Origin of the sequence: Blastococcus goldschmidtiae, assembly GCF_031845325.1 — a bacterium.
Taxonomy (GTDB): domain Bacteria; phylum Actinomycetota; class Actinomycetes; order Mycobacteriales; family Geodermatophilaceae; genus Blastococcus; species Blastococcus goldschmidtiae.
Genome location: NZ_JAVREI010000002.1, coordinates 331,741 through 349,692 on the forward strand (window position 1 = coordinate 331,741; position 17,952 = coordinate 349,692).

Consider the following 17,952-nt stretch of genomic DNA (forward strand, 5'->3'; position numbering starts at 1 on the left):
TGCCAGGCTGCCCGGCATGTTGACCGAGACGTCCACGCCACTGACCCGTCCATGGGCTCCTGCTGAGCTTCGGGGTTGGCAGAACGCTCGACGCTCCGAGGAGGCGCACGCTGCCTGCGCCGCCTCGAGCGACGTGCCCCCAGCCCTGGTCGAGCGGTCACCGGACCCGCGAGACGGCTCGCGGCACCGGTGCGATCGGTTCTGCTATCGCGGCCGTCCCGGTGATCAGTCACCTGCTGTGAGCCACCGGCGGGGAGTTGAACGTCGAGGTCGCCCTCCCAAAGGGTGAAACAGGTGAGCCTCAGTCGCAAGTAACGCAACTCTGTTATGTTATTTGCGACTGAGGGAGAGTTCATGACTGCCGTACCGATCAGCCAAGAGACCTACCTGCCCGACGCCGACACCGACGTCGCGCGGGTCTATGACTTCCTGGCCGCCCACGAGGGGGCGGGCCGAGGCGCTGTCGAGCCGCGGTACTTCCTGGCCGGCGCCACCCCGGGTGAGCAGGTCGAACTTCCCCAGGAGACCTACCGGGTGCTCCGCCAGGTGGTCGAGGCGATGCACCAGGGCCTCGCGGTCACCGTGGCGCCGCAGTCCAAGACGCTGACCACCCAGCAGGCCGCCGACCTGCTCGGCGTCAGTCGACCGACCGTCATCAAGCTGCTGGACGAGGGGAAGATCCCTTTTGAGCGGACCGGCACCCACCGCCGTGTCCTGCTGCACGACCTTCTGGCCTACCGCGCCCAGCGCCGCCAGGACCAGTACGCGGCCCTAGAGGCCATGTCGGCGGACATGACCGACGACGAGGATCCCGACGTCGTGCTAGAGCAGCTACGCACAGCGCGGGCCGCTGTTGCAGCCCGCCGCCGCAACCGCCGCCAGCGCTGATCGCCTTCCAGGCGTAGGTCGCCCAGATGGCTCCCCGACCGCACCGGGAGCCGGCTGGGAGACTGCCGGGTGTGTTCACAGCCCTGCTCGACACCTCGGTGCTGTGGCCCAGCCTGCAGCGCAACTTCCTGCTCTCCCTGGCCATCGAGGGCCTCTACCGGCCCGCCTGGAGCTCGGCGATCCTGGAGGAGTTGGAGTTCCACGAGGCCGAGAAGCTCGTTGTCCGCGGAACCCCGTCGGCCGATGCCCACCAGCGCGCCCGCCGGCTCATCGAGCAGATGCAGGCCAACTTCGATGACGCCGAGGTCGTCGGCTGGGAGCCACTGGAAGGCACCTTCGGCCTGCCCGACCCGGACGACGAGCACGTGGCCGCGGCCGCCGTCCGCGCCCAAGCCGGGGCCATCGTGACCTCCAACCTCAAGGACTTCCCCGCGGACAAGCTCCCCGCCGAGCTGCAGGTCCTCCCACCGGCCGAGTTCGCCCTCAACGCCGTCAGCATCGACCCCCTGCGCTCCCTGCGCGCCGTCGAGGCCATCGCCGACCGCTCCGGGCACAACGGGGAAAAGTGGACCGTCGACGACGTGCTCGACCGCCTGGAGACCCGTTACGGCATGACCGAGGCGGTCGACCTGCTCCGGAGCTGACCCTCCGCTGACGGCGGCCAGGACGGTTCCCCTACCTGTCCTGGTCGGCTCCCGGCTGGAATTCACCCCTGTGTACGTGTGCGTGTTCAGCTCCGTCATCAACGCGGAGCACCGAGACTGCGGACATGACCACCGCCTTGATGTGCCGCGCCGACGGCTGCGACCAGGAGTCACGCACTGCCTGGATCAACACGCTGAAGGTGGCCGCGCGCGGCCACGAGCAGCTCCCGATCTGCCGTGACCACCTGGACGTGCTCGCTGACCGAGGCCACGTCTCCTTCACGCCTCACCCAGGGCCCACTTCGAGGCCCAGCCTCATCGCGAGGGCTCTCGCAGCCTTGGGGCGGTGACTGCGCCTCAAGCCCCGCGAGCTCCCGGCGTTCAGCGCAAGAGTGACACGACGTTGTGGGGAGGGTCGGAGGTGTCGTCGACCAGAGTCGCCGGCAGCTCCAGCCGTGGCCCGCGCGCGGTGACGGTCCGGAACAGCTCCGGCGGCACGTCCAGCTCAGCCATCAACGCTGCCTCGTCGACACCAGAGGCGGCCAGCAGCTCGACGGCTCGGGCGAGCAGTGAGGGTTGCTCGAGGATCTTGACCAGACCGGGCTCGTCCCGGCGCCAGCCGCGAGTGGACACCGTGGTCATGGCGTTGCGGTAGGAGACTTCGCTCAGCCGGCCCAGTCGCCTGGCCCGGTAGAGCAGGGCCTGCATGCTGACCCCCCACTGCTCCTTGGTCTTGGCCAGCTGTTGCCAGGCTCCTCGGTGCATGCCGGTGGGCAGCAGGTCGATGATCTGGTCGGCTGGGGTGAGGAACTCAGCTGCGAACCGGTGCGCTTCGTTCTCCACGGCGCGCCCGCCGGGCTCGGCATCGCCGTGCATCACCAGGTGGCCGATCTCGTGCGCGACGTCGAAGCGTTGCCGGTAATAGTCGTTCTTCATCGGGTTCAAGACGATCGCCGGCCGTAGCCGGCTGCAGAAGGAGTAGGCGTCCACCGAGGCAGCCTCGGGGCGGCTGAAGACAACCAAGATGCCGTGGTTCTCGGCTGTCCGGACCACGTGCCGGATCGGACCGGGCTCCAGCTGCCAGGCCTGCCGGACCATCCTCGCGGCTTCTTCCGGGTCGCTGGCATCTGGATGGTTGCCGGTGAGGGGCAGCTGCGGCACGTCGACGTCGGGAAACTCGACGTGCCGCTCAAGGCTGCTGGCAGCACCCACAGCCAAGTGCCCGTAGGCCGCTGCTTGATCGCGAGCCCGCTGCGTGGTCGATCGCAGGGACCGGAAGTGCGGAGGTCCACTCAGGTGGGCGACGTCATCGGCGCGAGCGCCGAAGAAGCCAGGGTCCACGCCCAAGCTCACGGCCAGCTGGCCGACCGCAGCCGGGCTGGGAGCCTTGGTGCCGTTCTCCCAACTAGCGACGGCGGTGGCGCTCTTCTCGATCAGTCCAGCTAGGTCGCTCTTGCGCAGCCCCGCAAGGTGTCGAGCCAGTGTCAGCCGGGACCCATCGAAGGTGGCCGCTGCATCAGCCAGCGATCTGCTGACGTCGGAACGGGTCACCGGTCGTCCGCTGCACGAAGGCCAGCGGTGCCCGCCACCGGCTGGCGGAGCCGAACCGGGGCGTCAGGAACCAACGGCGGCACGACAGGCGCAGGGTCGAGACGGGTACCCCGGTTATCCGAGGGGGGAGTGGAGAGCACGTTGTAGTTCCAATGCCAGGCACTGCCACCGCCGGCATTGAACCTCGGCCGCCCCAGCACCGCCTCCACCGTCAAGCTCACCGTGTCCTGGGCGTGGGCGATGACCAGCGTCTCCAGGTCATCAGCGCGCTGCAGGCCTTCTGGCCCAGCCACTCCCTCCAGCTCAGGCAGGTCGAACAGCGAGCCCTGCGCAGGATCAAGCTCCACCCGGCGAGCGATCTGCTGCTTGGTCGCGCTGGTCTGCGCCCAGTGCAGGTCCAAGATGCCGCCCACGGCGGCACTGGCCAGCAGCCACCGCCACGGCCCCCACGACCAGCCCGGGCTGCCGTTCAAATCAGCGCGGGACACCAGCTCTGGATCCAAGTCCGGCATGGTCCGGACGTCATCGGCGGTGAGCTCGGCGTGCAGGACATCGCGACCTGCCTCAGCGGTGGAGTCCATCGGCACGGCGTACCTGCCGCAGGAGAACACCCGGTCGAGCCGGTCGCGATAGAGGACGAAGCGGGTGATGCCCAGCCATACGGGGTCATGACCAGTGGCCTCGGCGTAGTCGTCGAGCACTCGGCCGGTCGCCGAAAGGTAGGCCCATCGCATGCCCTCGAGCACTCCGGCGTCGCGCATGCCCGTGACGACCTCGTCCATCTCACCCATAGACGCAGACTATCATTGCAACCAGTATTCAGCGCTTGCAACACAACCTTACGGTGCCTACGGTGTGTCCCGACGAACTTACCGCTCTGGCGGTGAGGAGGTGGGTGACGTAGCTCGTGCGGCATCCGCCACGTCGGCGACAGACGTGACTGGTGGCCGTCCCGGCCATCAGCGCGTTCCAGGCTGAGGAGGCCACCATGCGCATCTCGATCGAGCCGTCGGGCTCGCAGTTCTTCGTCCGGTTCAAGGGCAACAACGGCGAGATCATCGCCAACACCGAGCGGTACACCACCAAGGCGTCGGCGCAGAACGCCATCAGGGTCATCCAGAGCGAGGCCGCCAGCGCCCCGGTCACCGACAACAGCTGACCGACCAGGGCGGCGGCAGGCGGAAGCCCGCACGGCTCCGAGGCATTTCAGCTGCCTCGGAACCAGCGGGCTTCCGCTGTGTCGGAGTGTGTCAGGGCTTCAGAAGCCCTCGATCAGGGCAGTCCCTGCTCGATGAAGTCAGGTGCGGAGACGGCCATCCAGGCGAGAGCGGCCGCCGCGATGGTCAGGGCCAGCGTCAGGAGAGGCCGCTTGTTGTTTCGACTTGCGATGGCGGACACGGCCAGGGTGCCGATCAGGTCTACGGTGACGCCACGTCGATCCCGCCCCCCGTTGGAGAACCGCCGGCAGGCGTCGGCCACGAGCAGACCCAGCAGCGCGGCGGTCGCCGCCGCTCCCTTCCCAGCGGCCCTGACCGGAACCGGAGCAGCGCAGCTTCGGCCGGTACGCGATGTCGGTTCTCCCGTAATCCTCCAGTAGTTCGCCAGTGGTCGGCCGACCGTCACCGCCGCGGCGCCCGTCACATGCCTGACCTTGCCAGGAGACCTCAGTGCCGTAGCTGACTGGAGAACTACAGGAGGTTGGAGCGCAACGGTCGTCGCATGCAGACCACCGCCCCGCGTCGGGGATCGAGGAACGGCCGAACGAGCCGTGAGGCGCCGTCGTCGTCGCTGGCGATCGCCAATCCCGCGCGTCCTTCTGGTGACCAGCCGATGAGGGTTGAGGCGCTGCGCGCCGCCGTGATCGCGATCCGCGCCGGGATCTTCGACGAGGTCAGCAGTGACGATGTCGTCTGCACAGGCCAGGTGTCCGGCACGGCGGTCGCCGGCAGCACCTACCGGTCGGATGCCGGTCCGACTTCCTGGGCGGCAGGTAATGTGGGCCGCCCTGTCGTCCTGGTCGTGGCCGGTCACGCCGGGGCCGGCGCCTCGACGGTCGCATTGGCGGTCGCCGAAGGGCTGGCGGAGAGCCAGCGGGTCCAGCTGATCGACTGCGCCGAACCGGTCCGGTCGGGGCTGACGGCGGCATCGACCATCGAACTGGGCACAGACGGCGTCGAGTGGCGACGAGGCCGGCGCGGTCGACTCGACGTGGTCCGCCTCGCCCGCCGCCCAGGCGACGGGAAGCTCCCACCGCCCCCGAAGACCGACGACACCGCTCGGCTGCTGGTGGTCGATGCGGGCTGGTCGCTGACCACCGCGCTGCTCGACTCACCCGGTTCCCTCTTCCAGGACGCGAACGTCGTCGTCGTTACCCGGGTGACGGTTCCCGCGGTCCGGCAGGCCGAGCACGTGCTGGCCGCCCTCGCCGACGAGCCGGTCGTCGCCGCGGTCGGCCCGGCGCGCTGGCCCCGGGCGGTGCAGGCCAGCTGCGGACCACGACTGCGTGAGTTGCGGTCGCTGGGGCGGGTGGTCCGGGTTCCGGTCGACCGGCGACTGGAGACCGCCGGACTCAACGGTGACCGGCTGCCGAAGCCGGTGGCGTCCGCTGGCCGGTCGATGGCCGCGCTCCTGGTGCCGGCCGAGGATCCGCAGCCCCGGCATCGGCGTCGAGCGGGGCGGGCTGGGACCGACCGGGCAGGGGAGATCCGATGACCAGCGGGCGCCGAACCGCGCCCGCGGCGCTTCGCGCGGCCTCGGCCCTCGCACTCGTCCTCGCCGGGGTGCTGGTGCTGGGCGCCGGGCCGGCGGCTGCGGCTTCAGCGGAGATCACCGCGGCGGTCTGCCCGGAGGCGCCGCCGGGGATGCAGGCCTTCGCCGACGACGTCACCGCCTGGGTGAAGTGGGGCGTGCTCGCGCTGATCGGCATCGGCGCGGTGGTGTCACTCGGCTCCATCCTGGTGGGGCGGATCTTCTCTCATCCGCACGCCTCCCGGTACGGGGCGATGGGTATCGCAGTGGTGGTGATGGTGGCCATCACTTACACCGCGATCCTGACGATCCTCGGCTCGATCACCGGCAGCGGGTGCACCTGATGAGCCGCCGTCAGAGGCACCAGGAGAGCGGTGCGGCGGAGTGGGGCCCGGCTCGGCTGCTGACGCTTCTCGTGGTCAGCGCGCTGGTGGCGCTCGCGGTGCTGGCCGGACTGATCCTCACCGTCATCACAACGTTCACCGACGACGACCCTGGCCCAGCGGACACCACACCACAGGCCGCAGCCCCGGCAACGGACATGTCGCGGCAAGATGCACTGGCCGCCGCTCCCATGCCGCACGCCGAGCCGGAGGCCGCGCTGCCCGGCCCGCTGACGACCGAGGCCGCCGGCGTCCTGGAGCTGCCACGGCCCACCGGCATCGGTCCGGCAGAGGTGCCCACCGGCTTCCCCCGCACGCCGGAAGGCGCGCTGGCGCAGCTGGCGGCCATCGACGTGACCGCGATGGAGAGCGGATCGGTCAACGGCGTGCGTCGTGTCATCGCCGAGTGGGCCGCACCGGACGGCCCCACCCCCGAGACGTGGTCGGGCGTCAACGGAATGGCGCGCATGCTCTCGGCGGCCGGCTTGTCGAGCGCGGGGTCGCCGCAGTTGGCCATCGTGGTCCGCCCGCTGATGGGGCTGATCAAGGGCACGGTGGACCCGGACTTCGCGGTGGTGTGCGTGGACTTCGAGTTCACCGTCACCGTGGAGCAGACCTCGCGGGTCGCAATCGCCGACTGCCAGCGCATGGTCTGGACCGGCGACCGCTGGCTGATCGCGCCCGGGCCGGAGCCAGCCCCGGCTCCGTCCGTCTGGCCGGGAACCGAGGCCGCGATCGCGGCCGGCTACCTGGACCTGCGCTATGTCTAGGCGCTCGCTCGGAGGGCGCGGCGGGCCGGTGTCGCCGCGTGTGCTGGTCCTTGTTCTCGTCCTGACCGCGCTGGCCTGGGTGGCGACGGCCTCCACGGCGTCGGCCGACTCCACGGTGCTGGCTTTTCCAGCGGAACCGACCGCCGACGACGGGGTGCTGTCGTGCCTGCCGCTCAATCCGTTCTGCGTGCTCGGCGAGGTCGCCGGCGCTGCGGTCACCGATGTGTGGGTCAACGCCATGCTCTCGTTGTGGGAGGCAGGCCTGTGGCTACTGGGCCTGGCCTTCTCGGTGATCGATGCCTTGGCCACCCCGGACCTGTCCGCCGACGGACCGCTGGCGGCGGTGTATCCGGTGACCTTCGGCATCGGGGCGACCGTGGCGGCGCTGATGGCCATGGTGCAGCTGGGCGTCGCGGCGGTGCGCCGGGACGGGGAGACACTCGGCCGGCTGCTGATCGGTCTGCTGCAGTTCGGGCTGGTCTGGGCCGGCTACGTCGGCGTGGCCGCGCTGCTGGTCACCGGCGTCTCCGGGCTGACCACCGCCCTGCTGCGCAGCCTGCTGGGCATCGACAACATGGCTTCTTTCGAACCGTCGATCAGCGTGGGCCGTGATCTGGTCGACGGCACGGTCGCGACCGTCCTGGGCGTCTGTTCGATCTTCTTGCTGGTGCCGGCCAGCGCCGGCTTCCTGCTGCTGATGCTGGTCCGCGAGGCGGCCCTGATCGTGCTGGCGGCAACCTCGGCGATCTCGGCCGGCGGGCTGCTGGCACAGACGGCGAGCTCCTGGTTCTGGCGCAGCCTTCGCTGGTTCCTCGCTGCGCTGCTGGTCGCCCCGGTGGCCGTGCTCGTCCTCGGCGTGGGAGTCACCATCACCGAGGGCATCGTCACCGGAGCTGAGGAGACCAGCACCGAGCAAGCGGTCGGCATGGCGGTGGTCGGCTGCCTGCTGATCCTGCTCGCCGCGATCTGCCCGCTGGCGCTGTTCCGGCTACTGGCCTTCGTCGACCCGGGAACATCCAGCGGCGCGTCGCTTCGCTCCTCGCTGGCTGCCTCCGGCGGCGCGATGGGCGCGCTGGGCAACCTCGGCGGCCGGGGTGGTGGACGGGCCGCAGGGGCCGCGGCCGTCGCGGCCTCCGGCGGGGTGGCCGCGACAGGCGCCGCGGCCCAGCTGGCCGGAGACCGAGCGCAGGGTGAGTCGACCGCGGACTCCGCTACCCAAGGTCGGTTCGCCGGCGTGCTGCACGGACTCACGGTCGGCACCGCCCAGGCAGGCCGGCTGGCCGCGGGGGTGGCCGCCTCGGCAGCCGACGTGCTCTCCGGCGCCGGGATCGGGCACTCCGCGCACTACTACGGACCACCGGTACCCGGTCGGGCCGCTCCCGGCTCCAACGGACACGGCCGAGCAGCGCCGGGCTCGGCGGGGGACTCAGCGCGAACGGACGACGGCGGCCCTCCGCCGGGTGCCGCAGGTCCGGCCGCGTACGGGCCGACGGGCACCGACCGGAACGACAGCTCGGCCGACTCGGGTGATGCCGGTCCTCCGGCTCCCTGGCCACCTCGTCGAGGCGACGGGCCTGCCGATGGAGGTGCGCGGTGAGCGCGCACCGCTACGGCGACTACTCCCGGGACGTCTCGGGCTGGTTCCTCGGGATGACCGGCGCCCAACTGGCCCTGGTGGCGCTCTCCGGAATGCCGGCCCTGCTGGCGCTGAACGCCCAGGCATGGGGGCTCTTCTTCGGCTGGCTGCCGGTGTGGGCGCTGCTGGCCGCGGTGCTGCTGGTGCCCGTCCGGGGCCGCGCGGCCGGCCGCTGGTTCGCCGACCTGCTTCTGCACGCGATGGGAGTTCTCATGGGATGGACGGCCTTCGGCTCCCGCGCCGCATCGGGAACGGCCGACGACCTGGCCGAGGCGGACCTGCCCGGAGTGTTGGCCGGGATCCGTACACACGACGGGCCGCCCTTCGGGCAGCTGTTCGAACGCCCGGTAATCGTGCAGGACTCCGCGGCGCGCACCTGGGCGGCAGTGGCCCGGATCGCCCATCCGGGCATCGGGCTGGCCGAGCCGGGTGAGCGGGATCGGATGGGGGCCGGGCTGGCCGAGCTGTGCGAGCTGACCGCACGCACCGAATTGATCGACACCCTCGCCGTGCACCTGCGGACCGTGCCCGACGACGCCGCCGAACGCGCCACCTGGGAACACGCGCACACCCGCGGCGACGCGCCGACATTGGCCACTCATGTCAACCGGCTGCTGGGCGCGATGCTGACCCCGGCGGCAGTGCGCACCGAGGCCTTCATCACCGTCGTCGCCGGCGAGAGCCGGATCGCCCGCGCCGCGAAAGAAGCCGGCGGAGGGGTGGACGGCCGCGCCCGAGTGCTGCACGGAGTGATGGCCGAGGTCGAGAGTGCGTTGCGCGGACCGGTCGGCTGCACCGCGGTGACCTGGCTGGACTCCGCCGCACTGGCCGCCGCGGTGCGCACCGGCTTCGCCCCCGGCGACCGCGGCCAGCTGGTCGCCGCCGACCTGGCCGCCGCGTCCGGGCAGGGGCTGGCCGCGGGGGTGCCGATGGCCGCCGCCGGCCCCACCCAGGCGCGCGCCGAGGTGCGGCACTACGTGCACGACGCGTGGGCGTCGGTCACCGACACGATTCTGTTGCCCGACCAGGGGGCGGTGCTCGGTGCGTTGGCCCCCGTGCTGGTGCCGACCACGGCGGGGGAGCGGCGCTGCCTGACGGTGTTCCTTGCTCCGCTGCCGCTGGAGCGGGCCACCCGGATGGTGGGCCGGGAGGAGATGAGCGCCACCACCGGCAACGAGCTGCGCGCCCGGATGGGCTTCCGGCAGCGGGCCCGCCAGCGCCGGGACACCGAGCGAATCGGTGCCGCCGACGAGAAACTGGCCACCGGCCGGGCACTGGTTCGTCTTGCCGTCGCTGCCTGCGTCACTGTGCCGGCGTCCTGGCCGGTGGCCGAGCACGGCCGCCGGTTGTCCGCCTCCGTCCGCGCCGCCGGATTCGTGCCGCTGCGGCTGGACCTGGCGCAGGATGCTGGCTTCGCTGCCGCTGCCATCCCCCTCGGCGTGGGGCTGCCGAACCGGCGGGGACGACGATGACCCGCCGCCTTTCCCGCCGCGGGCGCGATGTCGCCGTCCTGCTCGATGACTTCGGCCACCGCCTGCCCACCGCTCTCTCTGCACCGGCGGCGCCCCGTGAACGGGGGCCGTTCCCCGTTCTGGTGCCCCGCCGCGGCCCCCGTGGCCGCGGCCGGGGGCGGTCCGCAACACCGGCGCCGCTGTCGGTGTGGCGGATGACTTCGGAGCAGACCCCGGTGGCGTGGCCGCTGATCCCCACGCCCGGCCTGCCGCCCACCGGCGCACAGATGGGCATCGACCTGCTCTCCGGCGGGACGTTCTACTGCGACCCGGTCGGCTGGGTCACCGACGACGCCATCCCGGTCACAAATCCCAACGTCGTCGTTTTCGGCAAGCCCGGCCGCGGCAAGTCCGCCACGGTCAAGGCGTTCGCGCTGCGGATGCTCGGCTACGGCTACCGCACTCTGATCCTGGGGGACACCAAGGACGAGTACGAACCGCTGTGCCGCCAGCTGGGGGTGGAGCCGTTCGTCATCGGCTCGGGCCTGCCCGCCCGGGTCAACCCACTGGCCTTCGGCCCCCTTGGCTACCGCTGGGAGCGCCTGGACGCCGCCGAAGCGCGCCGCCGTGAGGCGATCATCTTCGCCCGGTGGCTCGTGCTGCTGCGCGGCCTGGTCGGCTCCCAGTCTGTGCCGTTTGGCCCGGTGGAGGAGACCGCGGTGGGGGAGGCGCTGCGACTGCTCACCGGCTACCGCGGCGGCGCCACCCGGCTGACCGAGCCCACGATCCCGCAGTTGTGGCGGGCGCTCGACGAGCCTCCCGACGAGTTGGTCGCCGGCTGCCGGTACGCCGACCGCCGGCACTTCCTCGACGCCACCCGCATCCTGCGTGACGCCCTTGGCACCCTGGTCAAGGGTTCCCTGGCGGGGCTGTTCGACGACCACACCAGCATCGACGTCGACTGGCGCGCGCCGATTCAGTCCCTGTCGCTGTCCCGGCTGGAGCCGCTCGGTGACCAGGCCGTCGGCATCGCACTGACCTGCCTCAACTCGTGGGGGCAGGCGATGCGGGAGATCGCCGACCCCGGCGACCTGCGCATCGTCGTCCGCGACGAGACCTGGCGGCAGATGCGCCTGGGCACTGAGGCGATGAAAAGTCTCGACGCCAACCTGCGGCTGTCCCGCCGGGACGCCGACGTGCAGATCCTGCTGGCGCACAAGCCCTCGGACATGCTCACCGCCGGCGACGCCGCGTCGCAGGCGGTGGCCATCGCCCGCGACCTGCTGCACCTGTGCGACGTGAAGGTGCTGCACGGCCAGGACCAGGCCGTCGGCGACGAGCTCGGCAGCCTGCTCGGCCTGGCGCCGATGGCCCAGCGGGTGGTCACCGGCTGGGCCGTCGCCGGCAAGGGCCGGGCGCTGTGGCTGGTCGGGGATCGGGCGTTCAAGGTGCAGACCGTCCTCACCGAGCCCGAGCTGCGCCTGACCTACACCAACGACGCCCTCACCGCTGGAGGACCGGCGTGAGCGGGACGGCAGAAGGACTGGCCCAGGCGTACGCGACGCGATGGCTGTGGAAGGCCGCTGTTCCGATCGCACTACCGGTGCTGGCCGGGCTCACCGTGTTGCTTGTCCCGCTCGCCGTCCTCGCAGCTCCGGAGGCGGTCTCGTCCGCCTGCTCGACCGGTGGCACCGGCGCGACCGTCGCCGGAATAGAGCTGGACGCCGTCCAGATGGGGCAGGCGCAGACCATCGTGAACGTCGCCGCGGCGCGCGGGCTCGGGCCGTATGCGGCCGTCGTGGCGCTGGCCACCGCCTACCAGGAGTCACGGATCCGGATGCTGGCCAACGACGGCAGCAGTTCGGAACTGACCGCGGAGCAGGCCGCGGTGACCGCCACCAGCCTGCAGTACGCGCATGACGGGCTGGGCTCCGACCACGACAGCGTCAACACCTTCCAGCAGCGGTGGATCGCCGGTTGGGGCACCCCCGTGCAGTTGATGGATCCCGTCTACGCCGCCGAGGCCTTCTACGACCGGCTCGTCGAGGTGCCCAACTGGCAGACGATCCCTTTGACCCGGGCAGCGCAGGTCGTGCAGGTGTCGGCCTACGGGTCGGCCTACGCCCGCTGGGAGCCGCTGGCCCGGGAGCTGACCACCATGCTGTGGCCGGCCGCCCAGTCCACGGCCGCCAACCCCGGCGGTGCAGTCTCCGGCGTCTGCCCCGGCCTGGCGGTCCCAGCGGGGTCGTGGGTCCGGCCCAGCACCGGCACGGTCACCTCCGGCTACGGACCCCGCTGGGGCACCCTGCACGCCGGGGTCGACATCGCAGGACCTCGCAACACTCCGGTCTACGCCGCCTCCGGCGGCACCGTGACCACCGCCGCATGCACCAGCGCCTACTGCGACCGCGACGGCAGCCTGAACCTGGCCGGCTACGGCAACCTCGTCGAGCTCGACCACGGCGCCGGCGTGGTCACCCGCTACGCGCACTTGTCCGGCTACACCGTCATGCCCGGCCAACAGGTGCCCGCCGGTGCGCTGATCGGTTTCCAGGGCTCCACCGGCAACAGCACCGGCGTCCACCTGCACTTCGAGGTCCGCGTCGACGGAGCGCCGATCGACCCCGTCCCGTGGCTGGCCGACCGCGGCATCGACCTGCACGCCCCCAACCCCGCATGAGTCCGCTACCGATGCCGCGAGACCGAGGGAAATCCATGAACGCTGCATGTCCTGGAGGCCGGCGGTGAGCGCCGGCCGCCCGCGGCCCGACGTCGGCCCGGCCAGCTGGGAGGTTCCCGCCGCCGCCGGCGTCGTCTGGCTGACCGCAGGCGCACTGCTGCTGCCCGTGGGTCGAGCCGCCGCGGCGCTGGCAACCGGTGGCGGCTGGGTGTGGCCGACCGGATCGCCCGCCCTGCTCGCCTCGGTCGCCGGGCTGCTCACCGGCGACCCGGCCGCCGGTCTCGACCACGCACAAGCTGCAGCGTTGCCCGGGACGGGCGCCGTGTACGCCGCCGTCATCACCGGCTTCGTGCTGTTCCTGACCGGCAGTGGGGGAGCGGCGTGGGCCGTGTACCGATTCCTTGGCGGGGGAGCGGGCATGGCCACCCGCGGCCGGGTCGCCGAGGTCCTCGGCCGCGCCCGGCTTGGCCAGGTCGCCTCCGTCGTCCGCCCGGACCTGCCTGGCGGCTGCCGACGCCGAGACCGCACGCCGATCGAGCGCGAGGTCGGGTGGCGGCTGGGCCACGCCGCCGTCCCCGCCGCCGGCGAGCTGTGGGTGCCCTTCGACCGCGCCACCGGCGTCTACGGCCCCCAGGGCTCCGGCAAGACCCTGGACCTGCTCGCCCCCGCGCTGCTCGACGCTCCCGGCCCGGCGCTGGTGACTCTGACCAAGGCCGAGGACCTGCTGCTCACCATCGGCGCTCGCGCCACCGGCGACCGTCCGGTCGCCGTGCTCGACCCCTTCGGCGCGGTGCCCGGCTTGCCGGAGCTGGTGTGGGACCCGGTCGCCGGCTGCGTCGACCCGATGGTCGCCGAGCGCCGGGCCAAGGCCTTCACCGCGGGCACCGTGACCGGCGCGGTCACCGGCGGCAGTAGCGACAGCGCGGCGCGGTTCTACGCGTTTGAGGCGGCCAAGGTGCTGCAGGCCTATCTGCACGCCGCCGCGCTGACCGGGCGCACGATCGAGCACGTCCTGGAGTGGGCCGCCCACCCCCAGGCCACCAGCCAGCCGGCCGACATCCTGCGCGCCCATCCGCATGCCGCGCCGTTCTGGGACGGGCTGCTGCACGGCGCCTTGAGCGGCGATCCGCGGACCGCCGGCAACACGACGACGACCGTGCAGCAGGCCCTGGCCTTGTTCTTCCAGGCTGACATCCGCCGCCGGTGCGTGCCCGGACCCGGCCGGGCGGCCACCGACATCCCGGCGCTGCTGTCCGCCGGCGGCACCGTCTACCTGCTCGGCCGGGAGGATCCCTACGCCTCGGCGTCGCCGCTGATGACCGCGCTGGCCGAGCACGTCCTCGACACCGCTCTGCAGCTGGCCGCCGCCGCGCCCACCGGGCGGCTGTGCCCGCCGCTGCTGGCCTGCCTGGACGAGCTGCCCTCCACCGCGCCGCTGCCGACTCTGCGCACCCGGATGGCCAACGACCGGGCTCTTGGGGTCAGCTTCCTCTACGCCGCTCAGACCTGGCGGCAGCTGGTGCTCGTCTACGGCGAGGACGAAGCCCGCGCCCTGTTCGGGCTCACCAACGTGATCGTCGCCTTCGGCGGTGGCAAGGACGGCGGCTTCTACCGCGAGCTCTCCGAGCTGCTCGGCAGCACCCGGGTGCGGCGCACGTCCTACACCTACCGCGGAACCGGGTGGGGACGATCTACCCACGGCGAGACCGTGCCGGTGCTGCGACCGGAGGAGATCCGCCAGCTGCCGCCCGGTCGCGCCCTGGTCGTCGCGGAGAACGCTCCACCGCTGATCGCCCGGCTCACCCGCTGCCTCACCGGCCGCCGCGGCGGGGAGCTGCTCGCGGCTCAGTCCGCCGCCCGAGACCGCGTGGCCGCCGCCCGCAACGAAACTGCGCCTCAGGCCGAGCGCGCCGCCCTCGCCCACGAGGCGGCCGCCACAGCCGGCCTGGCCCCGATCGGGCAGGACATCCGATGACCGGCTCCCAGCTCGCCGTCCCGTTTCCCAAGCCGCCGCAGGAGGTGCGCCGCGCCCTCGAACAGCTCCGGCTGGCCGAGGACGCTGGCCTCGAGCCCACCGGCCTGCCGTTGCTGGACCGGCCCTGGGACCCGGCCACCTGCTCGGCAGCCGTACGGCAGCAGTTGTGGCCGTGGTTGGACGACGTCGCGGCCTGGCTCAACCACACCTACGCCTGGCAGACCACGAACGCCATCCCGTCCTGCTGGCCCACCCACCCCCACCTTGTCCAGGAGCTCGCCGTGCTTGCCTGCCTGCGCGTCACTGCCGCCGCCGCCCTGGTCCCGCACGGGCTGGAGGAGTGGCACCGCTACGCGTTACCGACCTTCCAGGCCCGGATGAGCGAGCGACTCAGTACGGGCTGCCCGCCCGGCCGGCACACCGACTGGCCCGCCCGATCCCGGGCTGCCGACTACGACAGCCCGAAGGCCGCCGAAGCACGGCGGGCGCTGTTCGCCCGCGACCTCGGCCTCACCCCGCCCGCCGGGAACGAGCCAGGATCGACCGGCAGCGGGATGGGCAGGCCGTGAGCCGCTCGGCCGCGCACGGCCGTGGGGACTGGATGTCGCTACTCGACGGCGTGCGGGTCAGCCGCCGCTGGATGACCCGCCATACCCCACAGCTGCTCACCGCGTGGTGCGACGCCCCCACCGCCGAGCACCGGCGGGCGATCGCCGCCCGCATCCTGCAGTTCGCAGCCGACCTGGAGAGCGAACCGGACGACGCCGACGACATGGCAGCCGAGTCGGCCTGGCGGGCGTTCGTCGTCCGGATCGATGCCCGCCTGGTGCGCGACGCGGACTGGCTTCCGCTGGCCGCCGCGCTGATCCGGGCCGCGGTCGCCGGCTACGACGTCGCCGTCCGGCTGCCCGCGCTGGTCGCCGCCGCGCCGCTGCCTGACCGTCACCCGGCTCGAGAGCTGCACTGGCGATTGCTCGACGACTGCCCGGACGCGCTGCCCGCGCTCAGCCCCACCGGTGACCTCGCGGCGACCACCGAGGGCGCCCCGATCGTCCACAACGGCCCTGGCGGTCCACAGATGTTCCGCGGCATCCCGCCCGGTCTGCCGCACCGACTCAGCCTCGATACAGCCAACCCTCAGGACAGGAGACCGTCATGACCGCCGACGTGGCCAGCGATCCGCTCAGCTATGCCGCCTCCCTCCTCGACGCCGTCGGGGCTGACCGAGAGCAGGTGCCCGCCGACATCGCGCTGGAGTGCCTCTACGCCGCCGAGTTGCTCGAACTCGCCGGTGCACGTACCGAACGGATACCGCTGATTGACGGCGATCCGCGAGCCAGCGTCCGTGCCGCCATGGGAGCACTCGGCCTGATCGATGAGGCCGCCTTCGCCAGCCCTCAGGTGCTCGACGCCGCGCGCGCCGCCCGGCACGCCCTGCGACGACTGGGCTGAGAAGTGGCCACCACCCTGCAGCAGCTCCTCGACGGCCTCACCGAGCGGGCCACCGAGCCCAAGCCCTCGGCAACGATCGAGGACGTCACCGGCGCGTTCGCCCACCTCGGCCGGGCGCTCACCGGCCTGGCCCACGACGGGCTCACCCCCGGCAACAGCATGCGGCAGCGCACCGCCGCCGAACTCGCCGCCGCCTGCGCCACCGCTGGCCGGCTGTGGCCGCACACCGGCGGACCGCTCACCGACCTCGCCGGCACAGCCGCCGACCTCGTCGGCCGCGACCGCGACATCATGGGCCGTTCCCACCGGTGGGCGGTCACCGTGGAACTGGCCGAGGTGGCCGACCACTGCGCGCAGCTCGGCCGCCGACTGCTGCCGCAGGCGGCGGCCCCGGAGTTGGCGACCGTCCGGGAGTCGGCCGTCGCCGTCGAACGGATCGCACAGACCGAGCCTCCGACGGCGATCGGTGCCGTGATGCTCGACCGCCTGGTACCCATGCCAGGCGACCCGCTGGCATCCGCGGGACTGACCGTCCTGGATGCTTCCGGGGCGTTGGTCGCGGCAATCGACCGAGCGCAGGGAAGCAACGAATTCACCCTGCGCGACTTTCGCGCCGCCGTCGCCGCCGCCGAGATCACCAGCCGCAGCGCCGCCACCGTCACCGCAGCCGCCACCGGCAACGATGCCGGACCGCTGCTGGTCACCGGACTCGCCTGGCAGCTGGCCGGCCGCGCCAGCACGGTCTTCGACGATGGCCGACGAACTCGGTCCACCGATCCCCACGGCGTCGTCCCGTGGGCCTTGACGTTCGTGGGCCACCTGCGCGCACAGGTCGCCTTCGACACCGACATCGCGGCCCTTCGCGACCGGGATGATCTGGCGGCCGTCGCCGGCAGGATGCAGCAGGTCACCAGCCAGCTGCCGGTCCTCGCCGACCAGTTCACCGCGGCAGTCGACCGCTGGTCCCGCACCGGACAGCTATACGCCAACGCGCGGGACCTGCCACCCATGGACAACATGCCCGACGACCGGGTGGCCGCGGTGATCGCGGGACGACACGTGCAGGCCCGCGACGCCGACCTCGACCGCCTTCGGCAGGTCGTCGGTAGGGCGGCGGAGCTGTCGACCGGACTAGCCCACGCGCTTCACCGCGCCACGGCGGCCGGCCCGCCCACCCAACGACACATGGCCCACCTCTACGCCCAGGCAACGCAAACGCCCGGCGCGCCCGAGCGCCTGCTCGACCATGCCCAGGCTGTTCATCGCGACATCACCACGATCCGGTCCCCGCATCAGGCCGCGCGTGAAGTTCCACCGTCCCGATAGCCGATCGGCCTGCGGCCGACCCTTCCCTCGACCTGCGCCAGCCGGACCGGGCGGGTTGTGGGAAGCGCAGGGGAGTGGACGGCGGAGGTCTGTCAGTGGGGGTCCCGTGTTGAGCCGGAAGCTCACTCCAGGGCGCCGTCGTCCCCACGGCGGTCCCGTGACGCCACACTTAAGACCCTGCCGGAGCTCGGGGGCGGCGTGCCCGTGGCGGCTGGTGGCACTCCGCAGTCCGCCACTTCCACTGACCGCGCCCTGGCGAGTGCAAGCATCGCTGCACATCGTGGTGGGGAGACTGCTGGGCTGTGCGCGGTAGCATTTCGCTGACGGAAGTCGCAACAGCTTGGGAGGAGTCTTGACCGACCTTGCGACAGCACTACTGCCGGTGCTTCACAGGCCGTTGGAGGCGCGCTTCAACGTCTTCGATGTGATGCATCACGGAACTAACGAA

General features: G+C 72.0%; 18 protein-coding genes. 15 read left to right on the plus strand and 3 right to left on the minus strand.

The features are described from left to right. Positions 1 to 354 precede the first annotated feature (354 nt). Both RM425_RS06330 and RM425_RS06335 read left to right on the plus strand, forming a co-directional pair. Positions 355 to 888, plus strand: a complete 534-nt coding sequence (locus RM425_RS06330; protein WP_311344336.1) for a helix-turn-helix domain-containing protein — start codon at positions 355 to 357, stop codon at positions 886 to 888. 71 nt (positions 889 to 959) lie between these two features. Continuing rightward, entirely contained in the window at positions 960 to 1,532 is a 573-nt protein-coding gene (locus RM425_RS06335; protein WP_311344337.1) for a PIN domain-containing protein, read from the plus strand. Positions 1,533 to 1,913: 381 nt separating this feature from the next. Here RM425_RS06335 and RM425_RS06340 read toward each other — a convergent pair whose 3' ends face one another. Together RM425_RS06340 and RM425_RS06345 are read right to left on the minus strand one after the other, a co-directional pair. Further along, positions 1,914 to 3,083, minus strand: a complete 1,170-nt coding sequence (locus RM425_RS06340; protein WP_311344338.1) for a helix-turn-helix domain-containing protein — start codon at positions 3,081 to 3,083, stop codon at positions 1,914 to 1,916. Further along, entirely contained in the window at positions 3,080 to 3,874 is a 795-nt protein-coding gene (locus tag RM425_RS06345) for a hypothetical protein (protein WP_311344339.1), read from the minus strand. Before RM425_RS06345 ends, RM425_RS06340 begins: the two co-directional genes overlap by 4 nt. A 197-nt stretch (positions 3,875 to 4,071) precedes the next feature. Between RM425_RS06345 and RM425_RS06350 the strand changes: the two genes are divergently transcribed. Next, positions 4,072 to 4,242, plus strand: coding sequence for a YegP family protein (locus RM425_RS06350; protein ID WP_311344340.1), 171 nt, complete (start codon positions 4,072 to 4,074; stop codon positions 4,240 to 4,242). Between the two features lie 113 nt (positions 4,243 to 4,355). Here RM425_RS06350 and RM425_RS06355 read toward each other — a convergent pair whose 3' ends face one another. Next, positions 4,356 to 4,562, minus strand: a complete 207-nt coding sequence (locus RM425_RS06355; protein WP_311344341.1) for a hypothetical protein — start codon at positions 4,560 to 4,562, stop codon at positions 4,356 to 4,358. 351 nt (positions 4,563 to 4,913) lie between these two features. On the opposite strand from RM425_RS06355, the gene RM425_RS06360 reads away from it, so the two are divergent. The 12 genes from RM425_RS06360 (at position 4,914) to RM425_RS06415 (ending at position 17,504) form a co-directional block, all read left to right on the plus strand. Beyond that, the gene (locus RM425_RS06360) at positions 4,914 to 5,795 is read left to right on the plus strand and encodes a hypothetical protein (protein ID WP_311344342.1); all 882 of its coding nucleotides are present in this window, start codon (positions 4,914 to 4,916) and stop codon (positions 5,793 to 5,795) included. Next, positions 5,792 to 6,175 (plus strand): hypothetical protein, encoded by a 384-nt coding sequence (locus RM425_RS06365; protein WP_311344343.1) that lies wholly within the window; start codon positions 5,792 to 5,794, stop codon positions 6,173 to 6,175. Before RM425_RS06360 ends, RM425_RS06365 begins: the two co-directional genes overlap by 4 nt. Then, a complete protein-coding gene (locus RM425_RS06370; protein WP_311344344.1) occupies positions 6,175 to 6,984 on the plus strand; it encodes a hypothetical protein in 810 nt (269 codons plus the stop codon). The genes RM425_RS06365 and RM425_RS06370 overlap by 1 nt, the downstream gene beginning before the upstream one ends. A gap of 28 nt (positions 6,985 to 7,012) precedes the next feature. Continuing rightward, positions 7,013 to 8,581 carry a hypothetical protein gene (locus tag RM425_RS06375; protein ID WP_311344345.1) on the plus strand — a complete coding sequence of 523 codons (1,569 nt, stop codon included), beginning with the start codon at positions 7,013 to 7,015 and terminating at the stop codon, positions 8,579 to 8,581. Continuing rightward, on the plus strand, positions 8,578 to 10,092 hold the full coding sequence (locus RM425_RS06380) for an SCO6880 family protein (protein WP_311344346.1): 1,515 nt from the start codon (positions 8,578 to 8,580) through the stop codon (positions 10,090 to 10,092). Before RM425_RS06375 ends, RM425_RS06380 begins: the two co-directional genes overlap by 4 nt. Then, a complete protein-coding gene (locus RM425_RS06385; RefSeq protein WP_311344347.1) occupies positions 10,089 to 11,597 on the plus strand; it encodes an ATP-binding protein in 1,509 nt (502 codons plus the stop codon). Before RM425_RS06380 ends, RM425_RS06385 begins: the two co-directional genes overlap by 4 nt. Beyond that, positions 11,594 to 12,751 carry a M23 family metallopeptidase gene (locus RM425_RS06390; RefSeq protein WP_311344348.1) on the plus strand — a complete coding sequence of 386 codons (1,158 nt, stop codon included), beginning with the start codon at positions 11,594 to 11,596 and terminating at the stop codon, positions 12,749 to 12,751. Before RM425_RS06385 ends, RM425_RS06390 begins: the two co-directional genes overlap by 4 nt. A 64-nt stretch (positions 12,752 to 12,815) precedes the next feature. Then, positions 12,816 to 14,726 carry a type IV secretory system conjugative DNA transfer family protein gene (locus tag RM425_RS06395; protein WP_311344349.1) on the plus strand — a complete coding sequence of 637 codons (1,911 nt, stop codon included), beginning with the start codon at positions 12,816 to 12,818 and terminating at the stop codon, positions 14,724 to 14,726. Beyond that, entirely contained in the window at positions 14,723 to 15,295 is a 573-nt protein-coding gene (locus RM425_RS06400) for a hypothetical protein (protein WP_311344350.1), read from the plus strand. The genes RM425_RS06395 and RM425_RS06400 overlap by 4 nt, the downstream gene beginning before the upstream one ends. After that, positions 15,292 to 15,885 carry a hypothetical protein gene (locus RM425_RS06405; protein ID WP_311344351.1) on the plus strand — a complete coding sequence of 198 codons (594 nt, stop codon included), beginning with the start codon at positions 15,292 to 15,294 and terminating at the stop codon, positions 15,883 to 15,885. The genes RM425_RS06400 and RM425_RS06405 overlap by 4 nt, the downstream gene beginning before the upstream one ends. After that, on the plus strand, positions 15,882 to 16,178 hold the full coding sequence (locus RM425_RS06410; protein ID WP_311344352.1) for a hypothetical protein: 297 nt from the start codon (positions 15,882 to 15,884) through the stop codon (positions 16,176 to 16,178). The genes RM425_RS06405 and RM425_RS06410 overlap by 4 nt, the downstream gene beginning before the upstream one ends. 3 nt (positions 16,179 to 16,181) lie before the next feature. Then, positions 16,182 to 17,504: a hypothetical protein gene (locus tag RM425_RS06415; protein ID WP_311344353.1), complete on the plus strand. Its 1,323-nt coding sequence runs from the start codon at positions 16,182 to 16,184 to the stop codon at positions 17,502 to 17,504. Positions 17,505 to 17,952 lie beyond the last annotated feature (448 nt).